The sequence below is a fragment of the Rothia koreensis genome (assembly GCF_004136575.1).
Taxonomy (GTDB): Bacteria; Actinomycetota; Actinomycetes; order Actinomycetales; family Micrococcaceae; genus Rothia; species Rothia koreensis.
The window spans coordinates 382,172-403,230 of sequence record NZ_NOIQ01000001.1; the positions used below are offsets into that span (position 1 = coordinate 382,172).

Annotated in this window: 14 protein-coding genes and 1 tRNA gene; 11 read left to right on the forward strand and 4 right to left on the reverse strand. The window is 66.2% G+C overall.

What is annotated here, in order from left to right; all coding sequences use genetic code 11:
* Window positions 1-34 precede the first annotated feature (34 nt).
* Complete coding sequence (locus EWU68_RS01770) at window positions 35-1,396, forward strand: sensor histidine kinase (RefSeq protein ID WP_162421333.1); 1,362 nt, start codon at window positions 35-37, stop codon at window positions 1,394-1,396.
* A complete protein-coding gene (locus tag EWU68_RS01775) occupies window positions 1,387-2,049 on the forward strand; it encodes a response regulator (RefSeq protein ID WP_129314148.1) in 663 nt (220 codons plus the stop codon). Before EWU68_RS01770 ends, EWU68_RS01775 begins: the two co-directional genes overlap by 10 nt.
* 33 nt (window positions 2,050-2,082) lie before the next feature.
* Here the strand turns inward: EWU68_RS01775 and hrpA are convergent, their stop codons facing one another.
* The 3 genes from hrpA to EWU68_RS01790 all read right to left on the reverse strand — a co-directional run bounded on the left by hrpA (window position 2,083) and on the right by EWU68_RS01790 (window position 7,322).
* Window positions 2,083-6,201 carry an ATP-dependent RNA helicase HrpA gene (gene hrpA / locus EWU68_RS01780; protein ID WP_129314149.1) on the reverse strand — a complete coding sequence of 1,373 codons (4,119 nt, stop codon included), beginning with the start codon at window positions 6,199-6,201 and terminating at the stop codon, window positions 2,083-2,085.
* Window positions 6,202-6,296: 95 nt separating this feature from the next.
* Window positions 6,297-7,175, reverse strand: coding sequence for an alpha/beta hydrolase (locus EWU68_RS01785; protein ID WP_129314150.1), 879 nt, complete (start codon window positions 7,173-7,175; stop codon window positions 6,297-6,299).
* 74 nt (window positions 7,176-7,249) lie between these two features.
* Window positions 7,250-7,322: transfer RNA gene (locus EWU68_RS01790), tRNA-Arg, on the reverse strand.
* Between the two features lie 119 nt (window positions 7,323-7,441).
* Here EWU68_RS01790 and argS point away from each other — a divergent pair.
* From argS to EWU68_RS01835, 9 genes are all read left to right on the forward strand, one after another.
* Window positions 7,442-9,100: an arginine--tRNA ligase gene (gene argS, locus EWU68_RS01795; protein WP_129314151.1), complete on the forward strand. Its 1,659-nt coding sequence runs from the start codon at window positions 7,442-7,444 to the stop codon at window positions 9,098-9,100.
* A complete protein-coding gene (locus EWU68_RS01800; RefSeq protein WP_129314152.1) occupies window positions 9,101-10,588 on the forward strand; it encodes a diaminopimelate decarboxylase family protein in 1,488 nt (495 codons plus the stop codon). It begins immediately after the preceding gene.
* A gap of 29 nt (window positions 10,589-10,617) precedes the next feature.
* On the forward strand, window positions 10,618-11,916 hold the full coding sequence (locus tag EWU68_RS01805) for a homoserine dehydrogenase (protein WP_129314153.1): 1,299 nt from the start codon (window positions 10,618-10,620) through the stop codon (window positions 11,914-11,916).
* Between the two features lie 64 nt (window positions 11,917-11,980).
* Complete coding sequence (gene thrC, locus EWU68_RS01810) at window positions 11,981-13,081, forward strand: threonine synthase (protein WP_129314154.1); 1,101 nt, start codon at window positions 11,981-11,983, stop codon at window positions 13,079-13,081.
* A gap of 10 nt (window positions 13,082-13,091) precedes the next feature.
* Entirely contained in the window at window positions 13,092-14,117 is a 1,026-nt protein-coding gene (gene thrB, locus EWU68_RS01815; protein WP_129314155.1) for a homoserine kinase, read from the forward strand.
* 363 nt (window positions 14,118-14,480) lie between these two features.
* Window positions 14,481-16,625, forward strand: a complete 2,145-nt coding sequence (gene rho / locus EWU68_RS01820) for a transcription termination factor Rho (protein ID WP_129314156.1) — start codon at window positions 14,481-14,483, stop codon at window positions 16,623-16,625.
* A 128-nt stretch (window positions 16,626-16,753) separates the two neighbouring features.
* Window positions 16,754-17,836 (forward strand): peptide chain release factor 1, encoded by a 1,083-nt coding sequence (gene prfA / locus EWU68_RS01825; RefSeq protein ID WP_129314157.1) that lies wholly within the window; start codon window positions 16,754-16,756, stop codon window positions 17,834-17,836.
* Between the two features lie 3 nt (window positions 17,837-17,839).
* Complete coding sequence (gene prmC / locus EWU68_RS01830) at window positions 17,840-18,793, forward strand: peptide chain release factor N(5)-glutamine methyltransferase (RefSeq protein WP_238692250.1); 954 nt, start codon at window positions 17,840-17,842, stop codon at window positions 18,791-18,793.
* A gap of 54 nt (window positions 18,794-18,847) precedes the next feature.
* On the forward strand, window positions 18,848-19,870 hold the full coding sequence (locus EWU68_RS01835; protein WP_202976674.1) for an L-threonylcarbamoyladenylate synthase: 1,023 nt from the start codon (window positions 18,848-18,850) through the stop codon (window positions 19,868-19,870).
* 23 nt (window positions 19,871-19,893) lie between these two features.
* Here EWU68_RS01835 and EWU68_RS01840 read toward each other — a convergent pair whose 3' ends face one another.
* Entirely contained in the window at window positions 19,894-20,949 is a 1,056-nt protein-coding gene (locus EWU68_RS01840; RefSeq protein WP_129314158.1) for an NAD-dependent epimerase/dehydratase family protein, read from the reverse strand.
* Window positions 20,950-21,059 lie beyond the last annotated feature (110 nt).

The following is a 21,059-nucleotide window of genomic DNA, read 5'->3' on the forward strand; positions in this document are numbered from 1 at the left end:
CGACGATGGAACCATGAACGCATGTGCCGATGACATGAGCGAAGAATCCGCCTCCGCGACCGACCCGCGGTGGGGGAATGGAACTGACCCGCAGGGCACGGTCCCGAGAACCCGGGGTGATTCCTGGTTGCGCCGCTGGGGCCGCGCGAGCGTGTATCTGCTGGGCAGTTTTCCCGTGTCCCTTGTTTCCTTCATCGTGGTCGTCACGCTGCTGAGTGCGGGGGTCGGGTTGCTTCCGGTGTTCCTGCTCGGCGTGTTCCTGCTGTGGGGCGCGATCTATTACGGTCGAGGGGTCAGCTGGATTGAGAGGAGCCAGGTCGCGTGGCTCCGGGGCCGGCCACCGCGACGGCCCATCCCGCCGCGTCCCGGCCAGGGTCTGATCGACAGGTTCAAGGCCGACGCCGGCCACGGGCAGTCGTGGATGAATATTGCGTGGATACTGGTGGACTTCGTGGTCTCCACGGTGGTCTTCTGGGTGGTCTTCGCCTGGTGGTGCGTGGTCTTGGCCGGAATCGCCGGTCCGATCACCTTGATGATCCGGTCCGGGTCGGACAATCCGCTGAACTACGGGTCCCTGGCCGACCTGCTCTCCTGGTCGCAGACGGGAATTCCGTTCGTGTCCGATCACCCGTACCTGACCGAAGCGTTCGGTTACATGCTCCTGGCTCTCGTGTTCCTGGTGACCCTGCCGTGGCTGACCCTCGGGCTGGCCAGAATCCGCTCCGAACTGTCCTCGGCCATGTTGTGCTTGCCGGAATCCGCGCGTCACCGGGTCGCCGCGTTGCAAGGGTCCCGTGCCGCTGCCCGGCGGGCCGAAGGAGATGCCCTCCGTCGCCTCGAACGCGACATCCACGATGGACCGCAACAGCGACTGGTTCGACTCGGCATGGATATTTCCAGGGCCCAGCGTTTCGTGTCCACGGATCCGGAGAAGGCCGACCGCATTCTCCGGGAGGCCGGTGCACAGAACCAGGAAACACTCCAGGAGCTTCGTCAGTTGTCTCGAGGCATCGCGCCGGCCCTGCTGGTGGACCGGGGCCTCCGTGCCGCGGTCAGCGAATCCGTGGTCCGTTCCGGGGTTCCCGTGGCCCTCCGGTGGGATGCGGACGAAAACCTCCCGTCCCACGTGGAGATGCCCGCCTACTTCCTGATCTCCGAGGCTCTGGTGAACGTCAACAAGCACTCCGGCGCCTCGGAAGCCCTCGTGGCGGTTCACCGGGAGGCCGACCGCCTCGTCGTCGAAGTGCGCGACGACGGCGTCGGGGGAGCCTCCGTGGCCAAGGGCCACGGCCTGGCCGGTCTGGAGGACCGTCTGCGCGGCGTCGACGGCGAGCTCAACGTCGAATCCCCGGCCGGGGAAGGAACCCTCATCAGGGGAGTCATACCGTGCGAATAGTGATTGCCGACGATTCGGCGCTCTTGCGGCAAGGGCTCCGGCTCATTCTCGAGGACGACGGGCACGAGGTCATCGCCGATGTCGAGGACGGTCCCTCGATGAAGCGGGCCGCGCTCGAGCTGGACCCTGACCTGACGGTGTGCGACATCCGTATGCCGCCCTCCCACACGGACGAAGGGCTGCGCGCCAGCGTGGAGGTGCGCCGTGAACGCCCGAATGCCCCGATCCTGTTGCTGAGCCAGTACGTGGTTCTCGCCTACGCCGAGGACTTGGTCGCTTCGGGCACGGGATCCATCGGCTACGTGCTGAAGGATCGCGTCTCGGACATCGATGCCTTTCTGGACTCGTGCCGCCGGGTTGCCGACGGCGGGACGGTGCTCGATCCGCACGTGGTCCAGCAGCTTCTGCTCCGGGACAAGCATGGAGGCGACGCGCCGCTCGCCTCGCTGACGTCCCGTGAGACCGAGGTGCTCGGACTCATGGCCGAAGGGCACACCAACGCCGGGATCGCCGAGGCTCTCTTCATCGGTGAGGGCGGGGTCGAGAAACACTGCCAGAGAATATTCGCGAAGCTCGGGCTGACCGAGGCCGACGACGTCCACCGGCGGGTCACCGCGGTCCTGCGGTACCTCAAACGAGGCGGGGCCACCTGATGACCGGCCCCGGGCAACGACCGTGACGGCGTCTCAGGCGTGGGCGATCTGCTCGATCGCCTGCTTCTGCGCTTTTCGGACCCTCTGCACGGAGACGGGCCGGGCCGTGCCGAGCTCCTGGGCGAAGTAGCTGACTCGGAGTTCCTCGATCATCCATCCGACATCCGCGAGCGGTGGGGGAACGACTCCGTCGACCGAATACTTCTCCGCAGCGGCGTCGTAGTCGTCTTCCAGGGCCTGGACTTCGAGCATCGACGTCGTGTCCTTGGAGAGGCGCTCGCCCATCTTCTCGATCCTCCGGCTCATCCCGTCGAGGTAGCGGGGCACGTGAACGAGCCGGTCGTACCCTGTGGCGGCCACGAACCCGGGATAGACCAGGCTCTCGAGTTGGGCCTTCATGTCGTTGACGTTGTTGATCACTGCCAACGACGCCGAGGTCTTGAGTTGTTTGCGCACCTGAGTGGCCGTCTTGAGGATGCGTGCGACGAGACTTGTGACCGCGAAGACCGTATCGATCAGTTCGGCGCGGACCTCATGGATCAGCGCCTCGAACTCGGTTCGGGTCTTCGGCGCGGTTGCGGGCGTGAGCTTGTCCAAGGCGGCGACCGTACAGTCCGCGATCAGCGATTCGACCGATCCGTGGGGATTCTGCGTGAAGACAATTTTCTCATCATTCTTCAGGTGGTCGGAGACGTACTTCTGCGGGGACGGCACGCGTAGCGAGAGCAACCGGATCGTGGCTTGTCTCTGGGACCGGTCCCGTTCGTCTTCGGAGGCCATGACCCGCACGGCGACGCTCCGGCCCTCGTCCACGAGACCGGGGTAGCCTTCGACCCGTTGCCCAGCAATGGTGCGGGTAATCCTGGGTGGAACATCCGTTTCCGGCCAGTCGTTCAAACCGGACACCTCCACGACTCCCGAGCCTTCGGCGGATCCCGATCCTGCTCGGTCGTTCCGCGAGGCCACGGCGGCTTCTGACGACGTCCCGGATCCGGGTCCGCCCTTCGCGATGTCGGATGCGCCCTCGCCGGACCCCTGGCTCTGGGAGGCCACCCGGGCCAGTGCGTCCGGCGACGCACCCAGCGATGCGGCCAGCGCGGATCGGATCTGCGGGCGCAGATCCTCCTGGAGCGCCGTCAGGTCCTTCCCTTCGCCGAGAAGCTTGTTCCCGGCATCGCGCACCTGGAACGTCATGCGCAAGTGGTCGGGGACTGCATCCCAATTCCAGGACCCCGGAGGTATCACGTACCCCTTGAGGCGCCGGAGAACGAGCTCGAGGGAAGGGAGAAGCTCGTCGTGCAACGGCTCGAAGTCGGCGTCGAGAGCCTGGACGGCCTGTCTGGCGACGTCGGGCGCGGGTACGAAATTCTTCCGAGAAGCCTTGGGCAACGACTTGATCAGTGCGGTCACGAGTTCGTGGCGGAGCCCCGGGATCATCCACTCGAACGGCTCGGGCCGGATCTGGTTCAGGAAGACGATAGGAACCTGCACGAATACCCCGTCGGCCTCCGGACTGGTTCCTGGGGCCGCCGGTGCGAACTCGTACGTGAGGTCCAGTCGCAACTGCGAATCCGAGGTCGGAAGGACCCAGGTCCTCGGGAACTGGGATTCGTCGTAATCCCGGGCTTCCTCGTCGATGAGGTTCTCGGGATCCAGGTCGAGCAGATGCTCGTTCTGTGGCCGAGTCTTCTTCCACCACCGATCGAAGTGGCGTTCCGAGACCACGTCCGCTGGGATGCGGGCGTCGTAGAAGTCGAAGATGACGTCGTCGTCCACCCGCAGATCACGACGCCGCAACCGGGCTTCGAGCTGGTCGATCTCGGCCAGCCGTTTCTGATTGCGGTGGAAGAACCGGTGCCTGGTCCGCCAGTCACCCTCCACCAGGGCCTTGCGGATGAACAGCTCGCGGGAGAGGACGGGGTCGATGCGCCAGTAGTTGACGGGCCGATCGGTCACGACCGGAACCCCGAAGAGCGTGGCCTTGTCGTAGGCCATGACCGAACCTCGCTTGGCCGACCAGTACGGTTCGGAGTACGTGTGCTTGAGCAGCGACCCGGCGGCTTCCTCGATCCAGCGCGGATCCACCGAGGCATTGACGCGGGCCCACAACTTGGACGTCTCGACGAGTTCGGCGGACACGATCCAGTCCGGATTCTTCTTGAACAAGGACGATCCGGGGAAGATGGAGAAGCGTGTTCCCCGCGCGCCCTGGTATTCGTGCCTGCGCTGGTCCTTCAACCCGATGTGGCTCAACAGGCCGGCCAAGAGGGACCGGTGGACGGCCTCCTCGGTTTCACCCACTCGAATGGTCCGACCGCGGGACACCTTGACCCCGGCCCGCGAGCCCAGGTTCCGCAACTGCTCGTAGAGGTCCTGCCACTCCCGAACCCGCAGGTAGTTGATGTACTCCCGCCGACACATCTTGCGGAACTGGGACGAAGAGAGCTCCGCCTGTTTCTCCTGGAGGTACTGCCACAACAACAGGTACCCGGAGAAATCGGAGGTCTCGTCCTTGAACCGTGCATGTCGTTCATCGGCTTGGGCCCGCTGCTCGGTCGGTCGCTCGCGCGGGTCCTGGATCGTCAGCGCGGCGGCCAGCACCATGACTTCCTTGGCAACGCCCAGTTCCTGAGCCGCAACGATCATGCGTCCGAGCCTCGGGTCCACGGGGAACGCCGAGAGCTTGCGCCCGACCGCGGTCAGGGGAGAGTCAGTCCTGGAACCGCGGGACCGTCCCTTAGTCTTGGTCCTCCCGGCCCGTTCCGCGTCCCGATCGGAGGAATCCTTGAGGGCGCCGAGCTCCCTCAGCACGTTGACGCCGTCGGAGATCGAACGCTTCGCCGGAGGCTGGACGAAGGGGAACCGTTCCATGTCTCCGGGGGAGCGGACGACGCCGATCGACATCGTGTGCAGGATGACCGACGCCAAGTTCGTGCGCAGTATCTCGGGGTCGGTGAACTCGGCCCGGGAGAGGAAATCCTCTTCCGAATAGAGCCGGATCGCGATGCCGTCCGACACGCGACCGCAACGGCCCGAGCGCTGATTCGCGCTGGCCTGCGAAATCCTCTCGATGGGCAGACGCTGGACCTTGGTCCGCACGGAGTAGCGAGAGATTCGGGCGGTCCCCGGATCGATCACGTACTTGATCCCCGGAACCGTCAACGAGGTCTCCGCGACGTTGGTGGCCAGCACGATCCGGGGCTTGCCGGACGGGCGGAACACCTTGTGCTGCTCGGACATCGAGAGCCGCGCGAACAGCGGCAGGATCTCCGTCCCGGCCAGCGACCGGTGCTTCTTCGCGAGGTCCTCGAGGGCGTCGGCCGCGTCCCGGATCTCGCGCTCGCCGGAGAAGAAGATCAGAATGTCGCCTGGGTCCTCATTCTTGAGTTCCAGCACGGCATCGCAGATGGCGTCCAGGGGGTCCCTGTCCTCGGCGTCGAGATCATCGGCGTCGTCGTCGGACTGGGCCGAGCCCTCGAGCGGCCGGTAGCGGATCTCCACCGGATAGGTGCGACCCGAGACCTCGACGACCGGGGCCGCGTCCTCCGGCATCGGCTCGTCCTCCGTGTGCTCGGCAACGGGGTCGAAGCTCGGGGCGAAATGGCGAGCGAAACGGTCCGGGTCGATGGTCGCGGACGTGATGATGACCTTGAGATCGGGCCGCTGCGGCAGGATTCTCTTCAGATACCCCAGGATGAAGTCGATGTTCAGGGACCGCTCGTGCGCCTCGTCGATGATGATGGCGGAATACTTCTTCAGAAGGGGATCGTGGGGGATCTCCGCCAACAGAATGCCGTCGGTCATGAGCTTGATCGAGGTCTGTTCGCTGACTTCGGCGGTGAAACGGACCTGGTAACCGACCGTTTGCCCCAGATCCTCGCCCAATTCCTCGGCGATCCGTTCCGCCACGGATCTGGCCGCGAGCCGGCGGGGCTGGGTGTGCCCGACCATGCCGCCGGCGTCCAGGCCCAGATCGAGGCACATCTTCGGGATCTGCGTGGTCTTGCCGGAACCGGTCTCGCCGGCGATCACCACGACCTGATGGTCCCGAATGGCATTCATGATGTCTTCCCTGCGGGCCGAAACGGGCAGGGACTCGGGGTACGTGATGTGGCGGCGAACGGGGTCGGAATGCACGGGCTGGTCAGACATATTGCTCCCAGTTTACCGGGCGGAGCCCGAGGTGCGATCGGCCCGGTCCGCACGAATATTCGGTCGGCCGGTGCTCGTGGGGCACCCCGAAAACTTCAGGACAGGTTGGCGGCGTTCCGTTCCTCGACCCAACGGACGATTCTGCGCAATCGCTCGTCGTCGTGGAAAATTCGTGCGTCCGAGTGCTCGGCGTCCGGGACGATCTCGAGCGACGTCGGCACTCCGCGGGCACGCAGGGCGCGGTGCGGAGTCCCGGACTGGATCCAGGGAACGCAGGAATCGTCGGCCCCGTGGACGTAGAACACCGGACGGTGACGCGGAGCCAGTTTCTGGTCCTTCGCGTAGTCGACGGGGTGCGCCCACGTCCACGCCTGCTCCGCCGCGCCGGACTCCGGGGCCGGATATCCGGACCCGAGCAGCCTGGCTTCGGCGCCGTCGTCGTCGGGATGATCCTTCGGGAAACCGCAGGCGATCCTGTCGTCGAATATGGTGCGCAGGTCGCTGACCCCGTAGAAGCTCACGGCGCCGGCGACGTCGCTCGAGGCGACGTCGGCATCTGGGCCCTCAAGATAGGCGTTTCCGGAATCGGGAGTCGCCGCGAGCAGCTGGGCGAGATGGCCGCCGGCCGAGGCCCCGGAGACCACGATGCGCTGCGGATCGACGCCGAATTGTTCGGCGTGGGCGCGAAAGTAGCGCACCGCGGACTTGGCGTCGTGCAGCTGCGCGGGAAACAGCGCCCGATGGGACAGCCGGTAGTTGACCGACGCCACGAAATATCCGCTCGCCTGCAGGCGCTCGCGCACCCTGTGCTGCCCGTTGACCGAGAAGAGCATCGAGGATTTGTCCCCGAACCGCCACGCGCCTCCGTGGAAATGAATCACCAGGGGCGCGGGCCCGGGGAGCGGAACAGTGGGGGAGTGAAGATCGAAGGAGCGGTCCTCTTCCTGCGCGGAAGTGTAGAAGCCGCTCATCATGGGTTCGTCTCCGCTCGGTCCGGCTCGGTACGAAACGACCCCGTTCCCGCTCGGGCGGGACGGGGTCTTGACCGTGCCCTCGATAGGATTCGAACCTACGACTTCTTGCTCCGGAGGCAAGCGCTCTATCCACTGAGCTACGAGGGCAACGCAGAACAGCATACCAGGAAATGAGCAGGGGCAAATCCACGCGACGCGCAGTGAAGCCAACAGACCCCGGCACGTCACGAAATCGGCGGCCGCGGCATTCCTTGTAGACTGACCGGGTGACTCCCGAAGAACTCTCCGAAGCAATTTCCGCGTGCCTGCACGAGGCCATCGACGCCGGCCAGCTCGTGCTGTCCGAAGGCCAGACGCTCCCCGAGATGAGGGTCGAACGACCCAAGAATCGGGCGCACGGCGACTGGAGCACCAATATCGCCCTGCAACTCGGCAAGAAGGTCGGCAAGAATCCGCGCGACGTCGCGCAGATCCTCGCGGAACGGATCGCTTCCGTGGACGGTGTCTCGGGCGTGGACATTGCGGGCCCAGGCTTCCTGAATGTGGTTCTCGACGCCGCCGCGGCCGGCGTCCTGGCCAAGAGCATTCTCGCGGCGGGACCAGAGTACGGGCGTTCCTCGAAACTCGAGGGAACGCACATCAATCTGGAGTTCGTCTCGGCCAACCCCACGGGCCCGATCCACCTGGGCGGCACCCGGTGGGCCGCCGTCGGTGATTCGCTGGCGCGCATCCTGGAGGCGAACGGGGCCGACGTGACCCGCGAATACTACTTCAACGACCACGGGACCCAGATCGATCGTTTCTCGAACTCGCTCCTGGCCAAGGCGCGCCAGGAACCGGCACCCGAGGACGGCTACGGCGGCCAGTACATCGAGGACATCGCCCAGCGCGTCCTGCGCGAGGTGCCCGACGCCCTGGACGCGGACGACCCGCAGGAAATTTTCCGGTCCTACGGGGTCGACATGATGTTTGCGGACATCAAGAAGTCCCTGCACGAGTTCGGCGTCGACTTCGACGTCTACTTCCACGAGAACTCGCTGTTCGAATCGGGGCAGGTCGAGAAGATCCTGGAGCAGCTCAAGGGCAGCGACAAGCTCTACCACGCCGATGGCGCGTGGTGGCTGCGCTCGACCGACTACGGGGACGACAAGGACCGGGTGGTCATCAAATCCGACGGCAACGCCGCGTACATCGCCGGCGACATCGCCTACATCGCCGACAAGAGAGCGCGCGGCGCACACCTGGCGATCTACATGCTCGGGGCCGACCACCACGGATACATCGCACGTCTCAAGGCCGCGGCGGCCGCCATCGGGGACGACCCGGACGCCGTCGAGGTCATGATCGGCCAAATGGTCAACCTGGTCAGGGACGGCGAGGCCGTGCGCATGTCCAAGCGTGCGGGAACCGTGGTGACCCTGGAAGATCTGGTCGACGCCGTCGGCACGGACGCCGCACGGTATTCCCTGACCCGGTTCTCGGTCGACTCGAACATCGACATCGATCTCGACCTGCTGACCCGTCGTTCGAACGAGAACCCGGTGTTCTACGTCCAGTACGCTCACGCCCGGACGTGCGCTGTGGCCCGGAACGCGGCCGACGCCGGCGTCGTGCGTTCGGACGAGACCTTCGACGCGGCGCTGCTGAACACCCCGGCGGACGAGGAGCTCCTGGCGGAGCTCGGTCAGTTCCCGAGCGTGATCGCCGAATCGGCCGAATTCCGCGAACCCCACCGAGTCGCCCGCTACCTCGAACGCCTGGCCGGGGCCTACCACCGCTGGTACGACGCCTGCCGGGTGACCCCGAAGGGCACCGAGGACATCACCGACACGCACCGTACGCGGCTTGCACTGAACGACGCCGTGACCCAGGTTCTGGCCAACGGCCTCCATCTGCTGGGTGTGACCGCACCGGAGAGGATGTAAATGGCGAACTCACCATCTGCCGCCGTGCCCGAGTGGCTGCGGCTGCCCTCCGATCCGGCCGCCCTCGACCGCCACATCTGGACCCCGTCCTTCGAACGGTCGACCGGAGGAGAATTGACCATCGACGGGCACACCGTCTCCGATCTGGTCGATGAATTCGGGACTCCCGGATACATCTGGTCCGAGGACACCTTCAGAAGCCGCGCCCGCGAATACCGGCAGGCCTTCGAAGAGGCCTTCGGCGACCACGGGGCGGAAGTCTCCGTCTACTACGCGGGCAAATCCTTTCTGTGTGCCGCGGTCGTCCGGTGGGCCCAGGAGGAGGGCCTCAACCTGGACACCGCGTCGGGCGGCGAGCTCGGTCTCGGTCTGGCCGCGGGCATGCCCGGCCAGCGCATCGCCCTGCACGGCAACAACAAGTCGGAGACGGAAATCCGGCGCGCCCTGGAGAACGGCGTCGGCAGGATCGTCGCGGATTCCGTGCCGGAACTGGTCCAGATCGACCGCATTGCGCGCGACATGGACACAACGGCGCCGGTCATGATTCGAATCACCCCGGGTGTCCACGCAGAGACGCACGACTTCATCGCGACGGCCCACGAGGACCAGAAATTCGGTCTCTCGCTGGCCGACGGGACCGCCGCGCTGGCCGAGGCCGACGTCGATCCCGCGCTCCGGTCGGAAACGGCCGTTTCCTCGTCAGATTCGGTGGCGATGCTGGCGGCCCTGGTCGCGGAGGCGCTGGGCGGGATCGACCTTCGCGGTTTCCATTGCCACATCGGGTCCCAGATTTTCGAGGCCGATGGGTTCGCCCTGGCGGCCGAACGGCTCCTCGCGTTCATCGCCGAGGTCACCGGACGCATCGAGCGGGAGATCCCCGAACTCGACCTGGGCGGCGGATACGGCATCGGATACATTCCCGGGGACGCGCCTCGTCCGGCCCGGGACATTGCCAAAGACCTCGCGGACAGCGTGGCGAAGTCCTGCTCGGCGCTGGGGCTTCGGATTCCGCACCTGTCGATCGAGCCGGGACGTGCTCTGAGCGGGCCCGCGGGAACGACGCTGTACACCGTCGGCACGATCAAGGATGTCGCGATCGACGCCGAGTCCGGCCGCACCCAGGTCAGGCGTTACGTCGCGGTGGACGGCGGCATGTCGGACAATGCTCGTCCGGTTCTCTACGACGCCGACTACAGCGTGGTCCTTGCCAACCGGGAACCGCTGGGCGAACAGGTCCTGTCCCGTGTCGTGGGCAAACACTGCGAATCCGGAGACATTCTGGTCCGCTACTGCTATCTTCCCGCGGATCTGCGCAGCGGCGACATCCTGGCGGTCGCCGCGACGGGGGCATACTGCTGGTCCCTGTCGAGCAACTACAACTACCTGCCGCGGCCCGGAGTGGTCGCGACGTCGTCCGGGCAGACACCGCGCACCATCGTGCGCGGCGAGACCGAGGACGATCTTTTCGCCAGGGACGCCGCCCTCTGAGGACGCATCCCGACGCAATAGGAGAGACTATGACCGAATCGACGATCAAGGTGGCACTCCTGGGTGCCGGAACCGTGGGCTCGCAGGTAGCGAAGGCCCTCACGGAGGATTCCGAGGAACTGTCCCGACGCATCGGTGCCGTTCCGGAGCTGATCGGCATCGCCGTCCGCTCGCTCGACGCCGAGCGGGACTACCAGGCGGACCCGGGCCTCTACACCACGGATGCGGAGACCCTCATCGATGGGGCCGACGTCGTCATCGAACTCACCGGTGGCATGGAGCCCGCCCGGACCCGCATCCTTCGGGCCCTGGAGCAGGGCAAGCACGTGGTTTCGGGCAACAAGGCCCTTCTGGCCGCGCACGGTGCGGAACTCCACCGGGCCGCGGCGGAGAACGGCGCCCAGCTTTCGTACGAGGCCGCGGTGGCCGGCGCGATTCCGATTCTGCGTCCGTTGAGGGACTCTCTCGCGGGGGACCGGGTCACCCGAGTCCTCGGCATCATGAACGGGACCACCAACTTCATGCTGGACGCGATGGATTCCACGGGCGCCCAGTTCGACGACGCCCTGACGGAGGCGCAGAATCTCGGCTACGCGGAGGCGGACCCGACCGCCGACGTCGACGGTCTCGACGCCGCGGCCAAGGCCGCGATCGTCGCATCACTGGCCTTCCACTCCGAGTTCACGATCGACGACGTGCACTGCCAGGGCATCAGGGACATCACGGCCGACGACGTCGCCGCCGCGGCCGAGGACGGCTACGTGATCAAGCTGCTCTCGGTGTGCGAACTCGACGGGGACGGCGTCAACATTCGCGTCAATCCCACGCTCATCCCTCGGTCCCATCCACTGGCCAGCGTCCGGGACGCGTACAACGCGGTCTTCGTGGAATCCCGCGATGCCGGAGAGCTCATGTTCTACGGTCCGGGCGCCGGGGGAGCGCCCACGGCCTCGGCGGTGCTGGGCGATTTCGTCTCGCTCGCCCGCCGATCGGTCCTCGGCGGGCCGGGTGTCCCGGACTCCTCCTATGCCGGGCTGAAGGCGACGTCGCTGTCCAACGTCGTCTCCCGGTACACCGTCGGTCTGCGCGTGAGAGACAAGCTGGGGGTGCTGGCCGCCATCGCGAACGTGTTCGCCGAACACGGCGTCTCGATCCAGACCATGCACCAGACCAAACATCGGGAAAAGGAGGACGTCGAAGGCGATCACGCCACGATCCGCATCGTGACCCACAAGACCAGCGACGAGAGCCTCCGCTCCACGATCGATGAGTTGTCCTCCCTGACCACGGTCTACGACGTCACCTCGGTGATCCAGGTCGAGGGCTGAACACACCGTCCACCAGTCCGACCGGGCACCAACCCGGTTTCGTTCAACACAGAAAAGGAATTCCATGGCACACGTCTGGCGAGGGGTCGTCCACGAGTACCGCGATCGGCTCCCCGTGACCGACGAGACCGAGGTCGTGACGCTCGGCGAAGGCGGAACCCCCCTGATCCGCGCGCCCAAGCTCTCGGAACACACCGGCAACGAGGTCTACATCAAGTTCGAGGGGATGAACCCGACCGGGTCGTTCAAGGACCGCGGCATGACGATGGCCATCACCGCCGCCAAGGAGCAAGGGGCCGAAGCCGTGGTCTGCGCCTCGACAGGAAATACCTCGGCCTCCGCCGCTGCATACGCGACCCAGGCGGGTCTCAAGTGCGGCGTCCTGGTGCCGGACGGAAAGATCGCGATGGGCAAACTGTCGCAGGCGATCGCGCACGGAGCCGAGCTGCTCCAGGTCGAGGGCAACTTCGACAACTGCCTCGAGGTCGCCCGAAAACTCGCGGAGAGCTACCCGGTGTTCTTGGTCAATTCCGTGAATCCCGCCCGCATCGAGGGGCAGAAGACGGGCTCCTTCGAGGTCGTGGACGTGCTGGGCGATGCACCGGACTACCACTTGCTGCCCGTGGGCAATGCCGGGAACATCACGGCCTACTGGAAGGGCTACAAGGAGTACGCGGCTCCGTACGTCAATGACGCCGGCGAGACGATCGCGCCCGTCGCCACGAAGACGCCGGCCATGTGGGGTTTCCAGGCCGAGGGCGCGGCCCCCATCGTGCTGGGCCATCCCGTCAGCGAGCCCGAGACGATCGCCACCGCGATCCGCATCGGCAACCCGGCGTCGTGGGACAAGGCGGAAACCGCACGGGAGGAGTCCGGCGGGCTCATCGAGTCCGTGACGGACGATGAAATCCTCGAGGCACATCGGTGGCTCTCCTCGCGGGAAGGCGTGTTCGTGGAACCCGCCTCCGCGGCGGGGGTCGCAGGTTTGCTCAAGAAGCACCGTGCGGGCCAGGCGCCGACCGGGGCGACGATTGTCATCACGGTGACGGGGCACGGCCTCAAGGACCCCCAGTGGGCGCTTCGTGGTGCGGATGGCGATGACATCGAGCCCACGAAGGTTCCTTTCGACGTCGTGTCCGTGGCCGACGCACTCGGCCTGGAGTAAGGAACCGATCATGGATATCAGCTCATCACCCCTGGTCGACGGCGAATCCGCGGCTTCCTACGGGACGGACCTCATTCCCGTCGGAACGGCGGTCCGGGTGCGTGTCCCGGGATCTACCGGCAACGTCGGGCCCGGGTACGACAGTCTCGGGCTTGCGCTGGGCAGGTACGACGAGCTGACCGTGGAGAGAACCGACGAGCCGCTGGTCCTCGACGTACGGGGCGAGGGCAGCGGATCGGTTCCCCGAACCGAGGAACACCTGGTGATTCGGGCCATGCGCACGGCCTGGCGGGCCATCGGGATGCATGCCCTGCCGGGGCTCCGGGTCGAAGCCGTCAACGGCATCCCCCATTCCCGGGGGATGGGGTCTTCCGCGTCGGCAATCGTCGCGGGCGTCGTTGCGGCCAACGCGATGGTTCCCCAAGACCTTCGATTGTCCGAGAACGCGATGCTCCAGATCTGCTCCCAGATGGAGGGGCACCCCGACAACGTCGCGCCCTCACTCTTCGGCGGCCTGGTGATCTCCTATTCCGGAGCCGATGGTTTCCATTCGGTCTCCGTTCCCGTTCACGACGACGTCGTGCCCGTCGTCGCCGTGCCGGACTACGAGGTCCCGACGCGAATTGCGCGCGGTCTGATCCCGGAATCGGTTCCGCACCGCGAAGCGGCGGTCAATTCCGGCAGGGCCGCGCTCTTGGTCCATGCGATGAAGGATGAGCCCTCCGAGCTGTTTGCCGGGACGGAGGACTCTCTTCATCAGCAGTACCGCGCCAGCGCCATGGGGCCGAGCGCTGCCCTGGTCGCCCACCTGCGGGGCAGGGGGCTGGCAGCTATCGTTTCCGGTGCGGGACCCACGGTCCTGGTGCTCGCAGCTAATGTCTCCGAAGCCGAACGCGCGGCGGAGGCGATGGACGACTTCTACGACACGCCGGCCAACGTCCTCGATGATCGAATCGTGAATTGGGATGTCGAAAGGCTGACCGTGGACGGCAACGGTGTTATAGTTGACCACATTGAGCCCGGAACGCTTCGTTGAAGAACCGGTGCTCGCCGACCGGATGGTCGATCTCCGGGATCGATGTTTTCCTCCGATCGGGACATGAAAATCCGCTGTTCTGGCGGATCGACGCGTCAGTCTCTTGTTCCTGAGCCGTGGTCGTCGCGGAATGACGGCGTGCTCTGCCGTGGGCCGAGTTCGCATGATCAAGCCGCGAGGATCGTTGCACCTCGTCTCGAATTTCTTCGAGTCGACGAGGACTCAGACCGCGTCATTGATTTCCGCACTCTCTGGTGCGGGGATTTCGTACGTATCGCGTTATTTTCTGGCGGTGCGTACTGACCATTAATATTCGGATTCCGCTTCACATGCGGAACCCACGTCGAGGGGGAAGGATCCTTCGTGACCGTATCGACCGACCTATCGGGTGCGGACCAGCCAACCAACGGTTCGGCTGAACAGACTCGCAGCAGCGAGTCCCCAGAATCTCAGAATACGCAGGGCGCCGCTTCTGCCCAGTCCTCCGAGCAGGGCAAGGGCAACGGAGGACTGAGCGCTCTCAAACTGGCCCAATTGCAGGCCCTCGCCTCACAGCTCGGCATCGTCGGAGCCCGCCGGATGCGCAAATCCGCGCTCGTCGACGCGATTTCCGCCCACCAGCGGGGGTCAGCGGTCGCCGATCGCGAGGAGAAGTCGTCCCAGAAGAAGGGCTCGGACCAGAAGGCTTCGGGCCAGGCCCAGGCCGAGGCGGGCTCCGACGACAAGAAGTCCACGGAGAGCGAGTCCGCGTCGGGCAAGAACCAGTCGGAACGCTCCTCACGCGGCCGGTCCCGCAGGGGTGCCTCCGGCGGGGACGCGAAGAACGACGCCGCAGGGACCGGGAGCACCGGCCAGGCCGCCGAGACCGGCGACCAGCAGCAGAATGAGGCCCAGCAGGGAGAGTCCACGAAGGGCGACTCCCAGAAGGGCAATCACAAGGAAGACCGCGAGCAGGACCAGAACCGCGGCAAACGCAACGACCAGCGCGGTCAGAACCAGGGCGGCTCCCAGGACCAGGACGGTCAGAACGACCGTCGCAATGACTCCAAGGGAGACGACAAGGGCAACAACGACCGCAACCGCCGCAACAAGAACAACCGTTCCAAGGACAACAACAACTCCGAGGACGGCGGCAAGAACGACGGCGGCAGGAACAACAACAACGACAAGAACGACGGCGGCAAGAACAACAACGACCGTCGGAACAACCGCAACAAGGGCGGCAACAACGGTCCGGAGGACGACGACAACCGCAAGGGCCGGAATCGTCGGAACCGGAACCGGAACGACCGTCGCGACCGTCGGCGCGGCCGCAACAACGGTCCGGAGGTCGACGACACCGAGGTGACCGAGGACGACGTCCTGCTGCCGGTCGCCGGAATCCTGGACGTCCTGGACAACTACGCGTTCGTGCGGACCTCGGGGTACCTGCCCGGTCCGAACGACGTCTACGTTTCGCTCGCCCAGGTCAAGAAGAACCACCTGCGCAAGGGCGATGCCGTCGTCGGTGCGATTCGTGCGCCGCGCGAGGGCGAGAACCAGAACAACTCGCGCCAGAAGTTCAATGCTCTGGTCCAGCTGACCAGCGTCAATGGCAAGAAGCCGGAAGAGTTGAACGAGCGGGTCGAATTCAACAAGCTGACGCCGCTGTACCCCAACGAGCGTCTGCGCCTCGAGACCGAGCAGAAGAAGATCGGTCCTCGCGTGGTCGACCTCGTTGCCCCGATCGGCAAGGGCCAGCGCGGCCTCATCGTTTCCCCGCCCAAGGCGGGCAAGACGCTGATGCTGCAGTCCATCGCGAACGCGATCACCACCAACAATCCTGAGGTCCACCTCATGATGGTTCTGGTGGACGAGCGTCCCGAGGAAGTCACCGACATGCAGCGCACGGTCAATGGCGAGGTCATCGCTTCGACGTTCGATCGTCCCGCAGACGATCACACGACCGTCGCAGAGCTGGCGATCGAGCGAGCCAAGCGTCTCGTGGAGATGGGGCACGACGTCGTCGTCCTCCTCGACTCGATGACCCGCCTCGGCCGGGCCTACAACCTGGCGGCACCGGCCTCCGGCCGGATCCTCAGCGGTGGTGTGGACTCCGCCGCGCTCTACCCGCCCAAGCGTTTCTTCGGCGCCGCGCGGAACATCGAAGAGGGCGGCTCGCTGACCATTCTCGCGTCGGCGCTGGTCGAGACCGGGTCCAAGATGGACGAGGTCATCTTCGAGGAGTTCAAGGGAACCGGCAACATGGAGCTGCGCCTGTCCCGTCAGCTCGCGGACAAGCGGATCTTCCCGGCCGTGGACGTCAACGAATCCGGCACCCGCCGCGAAGAGAATCTGCTCTCGCAGGACGAGATCAAGATCATGTGGCGTCTGCGTCGCGTTCTGGCGGGCCTGGATCAGCAGCAGGCCCTGGAGGTGCTGACGAGCAAGTTGCGCGACACCCCGACGAACGTGCAGTTCCTGCTCCAGGTGCAGAAGACCACGTTGGGCTCCAAGTCCGACGACTAGCACCCCACGACCGGCGCCCGGATCCACTGTTGGTGGGACCGGGCGCCGGTTTTTCGCGCTCCGTCCGTGCGGCCCGGAGCGAGTGAGACAATGGAGGCCGCACCAGACTTTCGATCACCGAGGACCTCATGCTCGATTCCATCCAATCCTTGTTCGATGAGCACCAGGAGTTGCAGCAGCAGCTCGCCGACCCGGCGGTTCATGCCGACCAGGGAAGAGCTCGTAAGCTCGGGCGTCGGTATTCCGAGCTCAACGGCATCGTCGAGGCATATCGAAGGGTCGAGTCCCTCAAGGGAGACCTCGAGGCCGCACGCGAGATGGCCGAGGAAGAACCGGAATTCGCCGATGAGATTCCGACCCTCGAGGAGTCGCTCGAAGAGGCCGAACAGCGCCTGCACCGGCTGCTCATCCCTCGGGATCCCGACGACGGCCGGAACGTGATCCTCGAGGTCAAGGCCGGCGAGGGCGGTGACGAATCGGCCCTGTTCGCGGGCGACCTGTTGCGCATGTACGCTCGCTACGCCGAACGCAAGGGGTGGAAGACCGAGATCCTGTCGTCGACCGATTCGGACCTGGGCGGATACAAGGATGTCCAGATGGCCGTGAAGACCTCCTCGACCGACCCGGCCGAGGGCGTGTGGGCGCACCTGAAGTACGAAGGCGGCGTGCACCGCGTGCAACGCGTCCCGGTCACCGAATCCCAGGGGCGGATTCATACCTCGGCCGCGGGCGTTCTCGTTTTCCCCGAGGTGGATGAGCCCGAGGAGATCGACATCAGCCAGAACGATCTCAAGATCGACGTGTACCGGTCCTCGGGGCCCGGCGGTCAGTCCGTCAACACGACCGATTCGGCGGTGCGCATCACGCACTTGCCGACCGGAATCGTGGTGGCCATGCAGAACGAGAAGTCGCAGCTGCAGAACCGCGAGGCCGCCATGCGCGTGCTGCGCGCCCGGCTCCTGGCGCACCAGCAGGAGCAGATCGACGCCGAGGCCGCCGAGCACCGAAAGTCCCAGGTCAAGACCATGGACCGTTCCGAGCGGATCCGCACCTACAACTTCCCCGAGAACCGGATCGCCGACCACCGGACCGGGTACAAGGCGTACAACCTGGACACCGTGATGAGCGGTGACCTGGAGGCCGTGATCCAGTCGGCGATCCAGATGGACGAGGAACACCGTCTCGCCGCCCTGGGCCAGGACGCCGAGTAGGCCGTGTCGGAACACTCCTCGGACGCCGAACCCGGAGCGGCCCTCTCGGGACGTGACCTCGACGACCTGCCGCTTGCCGAGGCCCTGCGCGAGGCGGCGCGGCGGCTGAAGACCGTGGGTATCGAATCCGGCAGAGCCGACGCGGAACTGCTGGTCGCCCACCTCGTGGCCACCGACCGCGGTGGGGAGGTCTCGCGGGGAGAGGTCATGGCAGGAGCGGCGGCAGGAACCTTGGACACGCCGAAGGGCTTCGACCAGATCGTCGCCGCCCGGGCCTCACGTGTTCCCCTCCAGCACCTGACCGGGCGGGCCTATTTTCGGAATCTCACGCTGCACGTGGGCCCTGGCGTCTTCATCCCCCGTCCCGAAACGGAAGTTCTCATCGACCACGTCAACGCGCACCTGCGTCGACGTGCTCATGAGAACGAAGCGGCGGGCCGGGACCGACTCGTGGCCGTGGACCTGGCCACCGGGTCCGGAGCCCTCGCCCTCTCGATGTCCCAGGAGAACCCGGGGTGCGAGGTCTACGGCGTGGAGCTGTCCCGCAGCGCGGCGGAATGGGCGACCAGAAACACGGAACTGACGGGCCTGCCGGTATCGATACTGGTCCAGGACGCGACCCGGGCGCTCCCGGGGTGGGAAGGGCGCGTCGACGTCGTCGTGTCCAATCCGCCCTACATCCCGACCACGGCCGTGCCCAAGGACCCCGAGGTCGCCGATCACGACCCGTCCATGGCACTCTACGGCGGGTCCGAAGACGGCCTCGCGATCCCGAAGGACATTGCCCAGCGGGCGTCCGAACTCGTCCGCCCCGGTGGCCTGTTCGTGATGGAGCACGCCGAGGTCCAGGCCGAGGCAGCAGCGCGCATGTTCTCGAAGCTCGGATTCCACGAGGTCGAGACCATCCACGATCTGACCGGGCGGCCACGAGCAACCAAGGGTTACTCTGGTGTCTGAGGATTCCGTCGACCACGGACCGCAACAACCGAAGCAACGAAAGCCGCATCGAACGTGACAGCAACCGTATACACCGTCGCCACCGACGACGAGCGCGAGCAGGCCATCGCCGCCATCGAGAAAGCCGTTCTGGACGGACGGACCGCAGTGATACCCACGGACACGGTCTACGGGATTGCGGCCGACGCCTTCTCGCGCGGGGGCGTGCAGCAGCTTCTCAACGCCAAGGGCAGGTCACGGAGGATGCCGCCTCCCGTGCTGATTGCCGATTCGAGTGTTCTGCCCGGGCTCGCTGATGACCTGAGCGCGGATGCCCACGCCCTGGCCGAGGCGTTCTGGCCCGGAGCCCTCACCCTCATCGTGTTTTCCCAGCCCTCGCTGAATTGGGATCTGGGGGAGACCCAGGGGACCGTGGGGCTGCGGGTTCCGGACGACGAGCTTGCTCGGGAGATCCTCAGACGGACAGGACCGCTGGCGGTATCGAGCGCGAACAGAACCGGGCAGCCGGCGGCGACGAACGGTGACGAGGCCGTTGAACAACTGGGTGAGCGGGTCGAGGCCATCGTCGACGCCGGACCACGGCCGGAGGGTCGCGGAGCCGAAGCCCGCAGCTCCGATGCTGCCCCGTCCACGATCATCGACGTCACGGGTCAGCGCCCGGTCGTGGTGCGGCTCGGTGCCCTGTCCATGGAACGCATCAGGTCCGTGGCACCAACGGCCGTGACGCAGGACGAGCTCGATCGGGAGAAGTCCGCAGAGGCGGAACCCGAGCACAGCCCCGCGGACCCGGACGACGCCGGGGGCGAGGGCGCCTCCGAAACGCGGGAACCGATCAACGGCCCCGGAGATGGCCCCCGGGCCGCGGACGCCGCGGACGGCTCCGTCGAGGCCGGGCTGTTCGCCGCCGGGACCACGGCGGCGACCCCGTCGCGCACGGAACCGGTCGATCAACTCAGACGCAAGGTCACGGACGGAGCCGGGAGCCCCGGCCGCCCGCGGCCCGCTGCGACGCGTCCTCTCGGGGTCGAGGAAGCACGTCATCTGCTCTTCCCCGACCAGGAGCGCGGCGAGGAATGAGCCCCCCCCGAGGGCTCAGAATCTCAGCGGGTCGACCCCGTGGCGGTGTGCGCCTCCCTGAGGACCGAACCGATGCGACGCTCCGGCAGGAGGCCGTTCTCGACGGCCCAGGTATCGTCCTGGGGCTGACCGAACCACATCAACTCCGCGCGCCGCACGGCGCCCTGAAGACGCTCGTTCATCGCGGAGGACAGCAGGTGCCCGAAGGACACCCCCCAGCGGAGGGCGAATGCGGGAATCCTGCGGGGTTCGCGACGTCCGGCATCCCGGATCACGGAGGCAGTCGTGGCACCCTCCCACGGCTGAAGAACGATCGGGGGAAGATCCCCGTCGAACGAGCCGACAGAGACCACGAATTCGGCGAGTGCGTGCACCGAGGTCACCGGCGTCGGACGGTCGCCCCTGCCCGCAACCATGGCGAGGGGCGAGGACGCGACACGCGCGAGGTTCGACGTGGTCTTCCGGCCGGAGCCCTGGACCGACGTGGCACGCAGAATGCACAGTTCGGCGGCATGATTCGGCTCGACCCTGGCCGGGGCGTTGCTGGGAGCGGGCGGGAAATCCGACGCAGCGGAGCCCGGTGCGGCCCCGGCCTGGGCGGTGGCATTGATGAAGTCCCGAAGTCGGAGCACGCAGTCCTCGCCCAAAGCCTTGGAGAAGGAATACGCGGAGAAGGGCGACGTCGCGTCGGTGGCGTCCAGCTTCGGGCGGGAGCCCTGAACGGCCGAGGAGCTCAGGTGGATCACGCGCCGGACGCCGGTGCGCTGGGCGGCCACGGCGACGATGGTGGGCAGCAAGGCATTCGCTCCGACCAGGGACGGAAGATCGTTCTGGTCCGGTGCCGAGAGACCCGCGGCGTTGACCACGACCTCCGCACCCGCGAAAGAATCGGCCAGGTAGTCGACCACGGATTCGAGGCGGCGTGCCTCGGCGATGACCTGGCCGGACGATTCCGACGACGTGGCCAGCCGTGGCGCCGAGACCGGAGCCGCGCCGATGCCCTCCTGCTGGAGTCTGGTCATGATCGCAGAACCCGCGAAACCCGTGGCCCCGAGAACCCTCCAGGTGCTCTGACTCATGCTTCCTCGCTTTCATCCGCGCGACAGCCCGACGATAGACCGAGTTTGCATCGGGTGCCGGGGTAAACTGTCACGTGCCGTTCCATGGGTGCAATCCTCGCACCTTCTGG

Excerpts from the sequence above, each read along its gene's own strand:
- EWU68_RS01805 (WP_129314153.1), top strand. The coding sequence starts at position 10,618 with ATGACCGAATCGACGATCAAGGTGGCACTCCTGGGTGCCGGAACCGTG.
- EWU68_RS01800 (WP_129314152.1), top strand. The coding sequence starts at position 9,101 with ATGGCGAACTCACCATCTGCCGCCGTGCCCGAGTGGCTGCGGCTGCCC.
- thrB (WP_129314155.1), top strand. The coding sequence starts at position 13,092 with ATGGATATCAGCTCATCACCCCTGGTCGACGGCGAATCCGCGGCTTCC.
- EWU68_RS01770 (WP_162421333.1), top strand. The coding sequence starts at position 35 with ATGAGCGAAGAATCCGCCTCCGCGACCGACCCGCGGTGGGGGAATGGA.
- prfA (WP_129314157.1), top strand. The coding sequence starts at position 16,754 with ATGCTCGATTCCATCCAATCCTTGTTCGATGAGCACCAGGAGTTGCAG.
- hrpA (WP_129314149.1), bottom strand. The coding sequence starts at position 6,201 with ATGTCTGACCAGCCCGTGCATTCCGACCCCGTTCGCCGCCACATCACG.
- EWU68_RS01785 (WP_129314150.1), bottom strand. The coding sequence starts at position 7,175 with ATGATGAGCGGCTTCTACACTTCCGCGCAGGAAGAGGACCGCTCCTTC.
- thrC (WP_129314154.1), top strand. The coding sequence starts at position 11,981 with ATGGCACACGTCTGGCGAGGGGTCGTCCACGAGTACCGCGATCGGCTC.
- EWU68_RS01840 (WP_129314158.1), bottom strand. The coding sequence starts at position 20,949 with ATGAGTCAGAGCACCTGGAGGGTTCTCGGGGCCACGGGTTTCGCGGGT.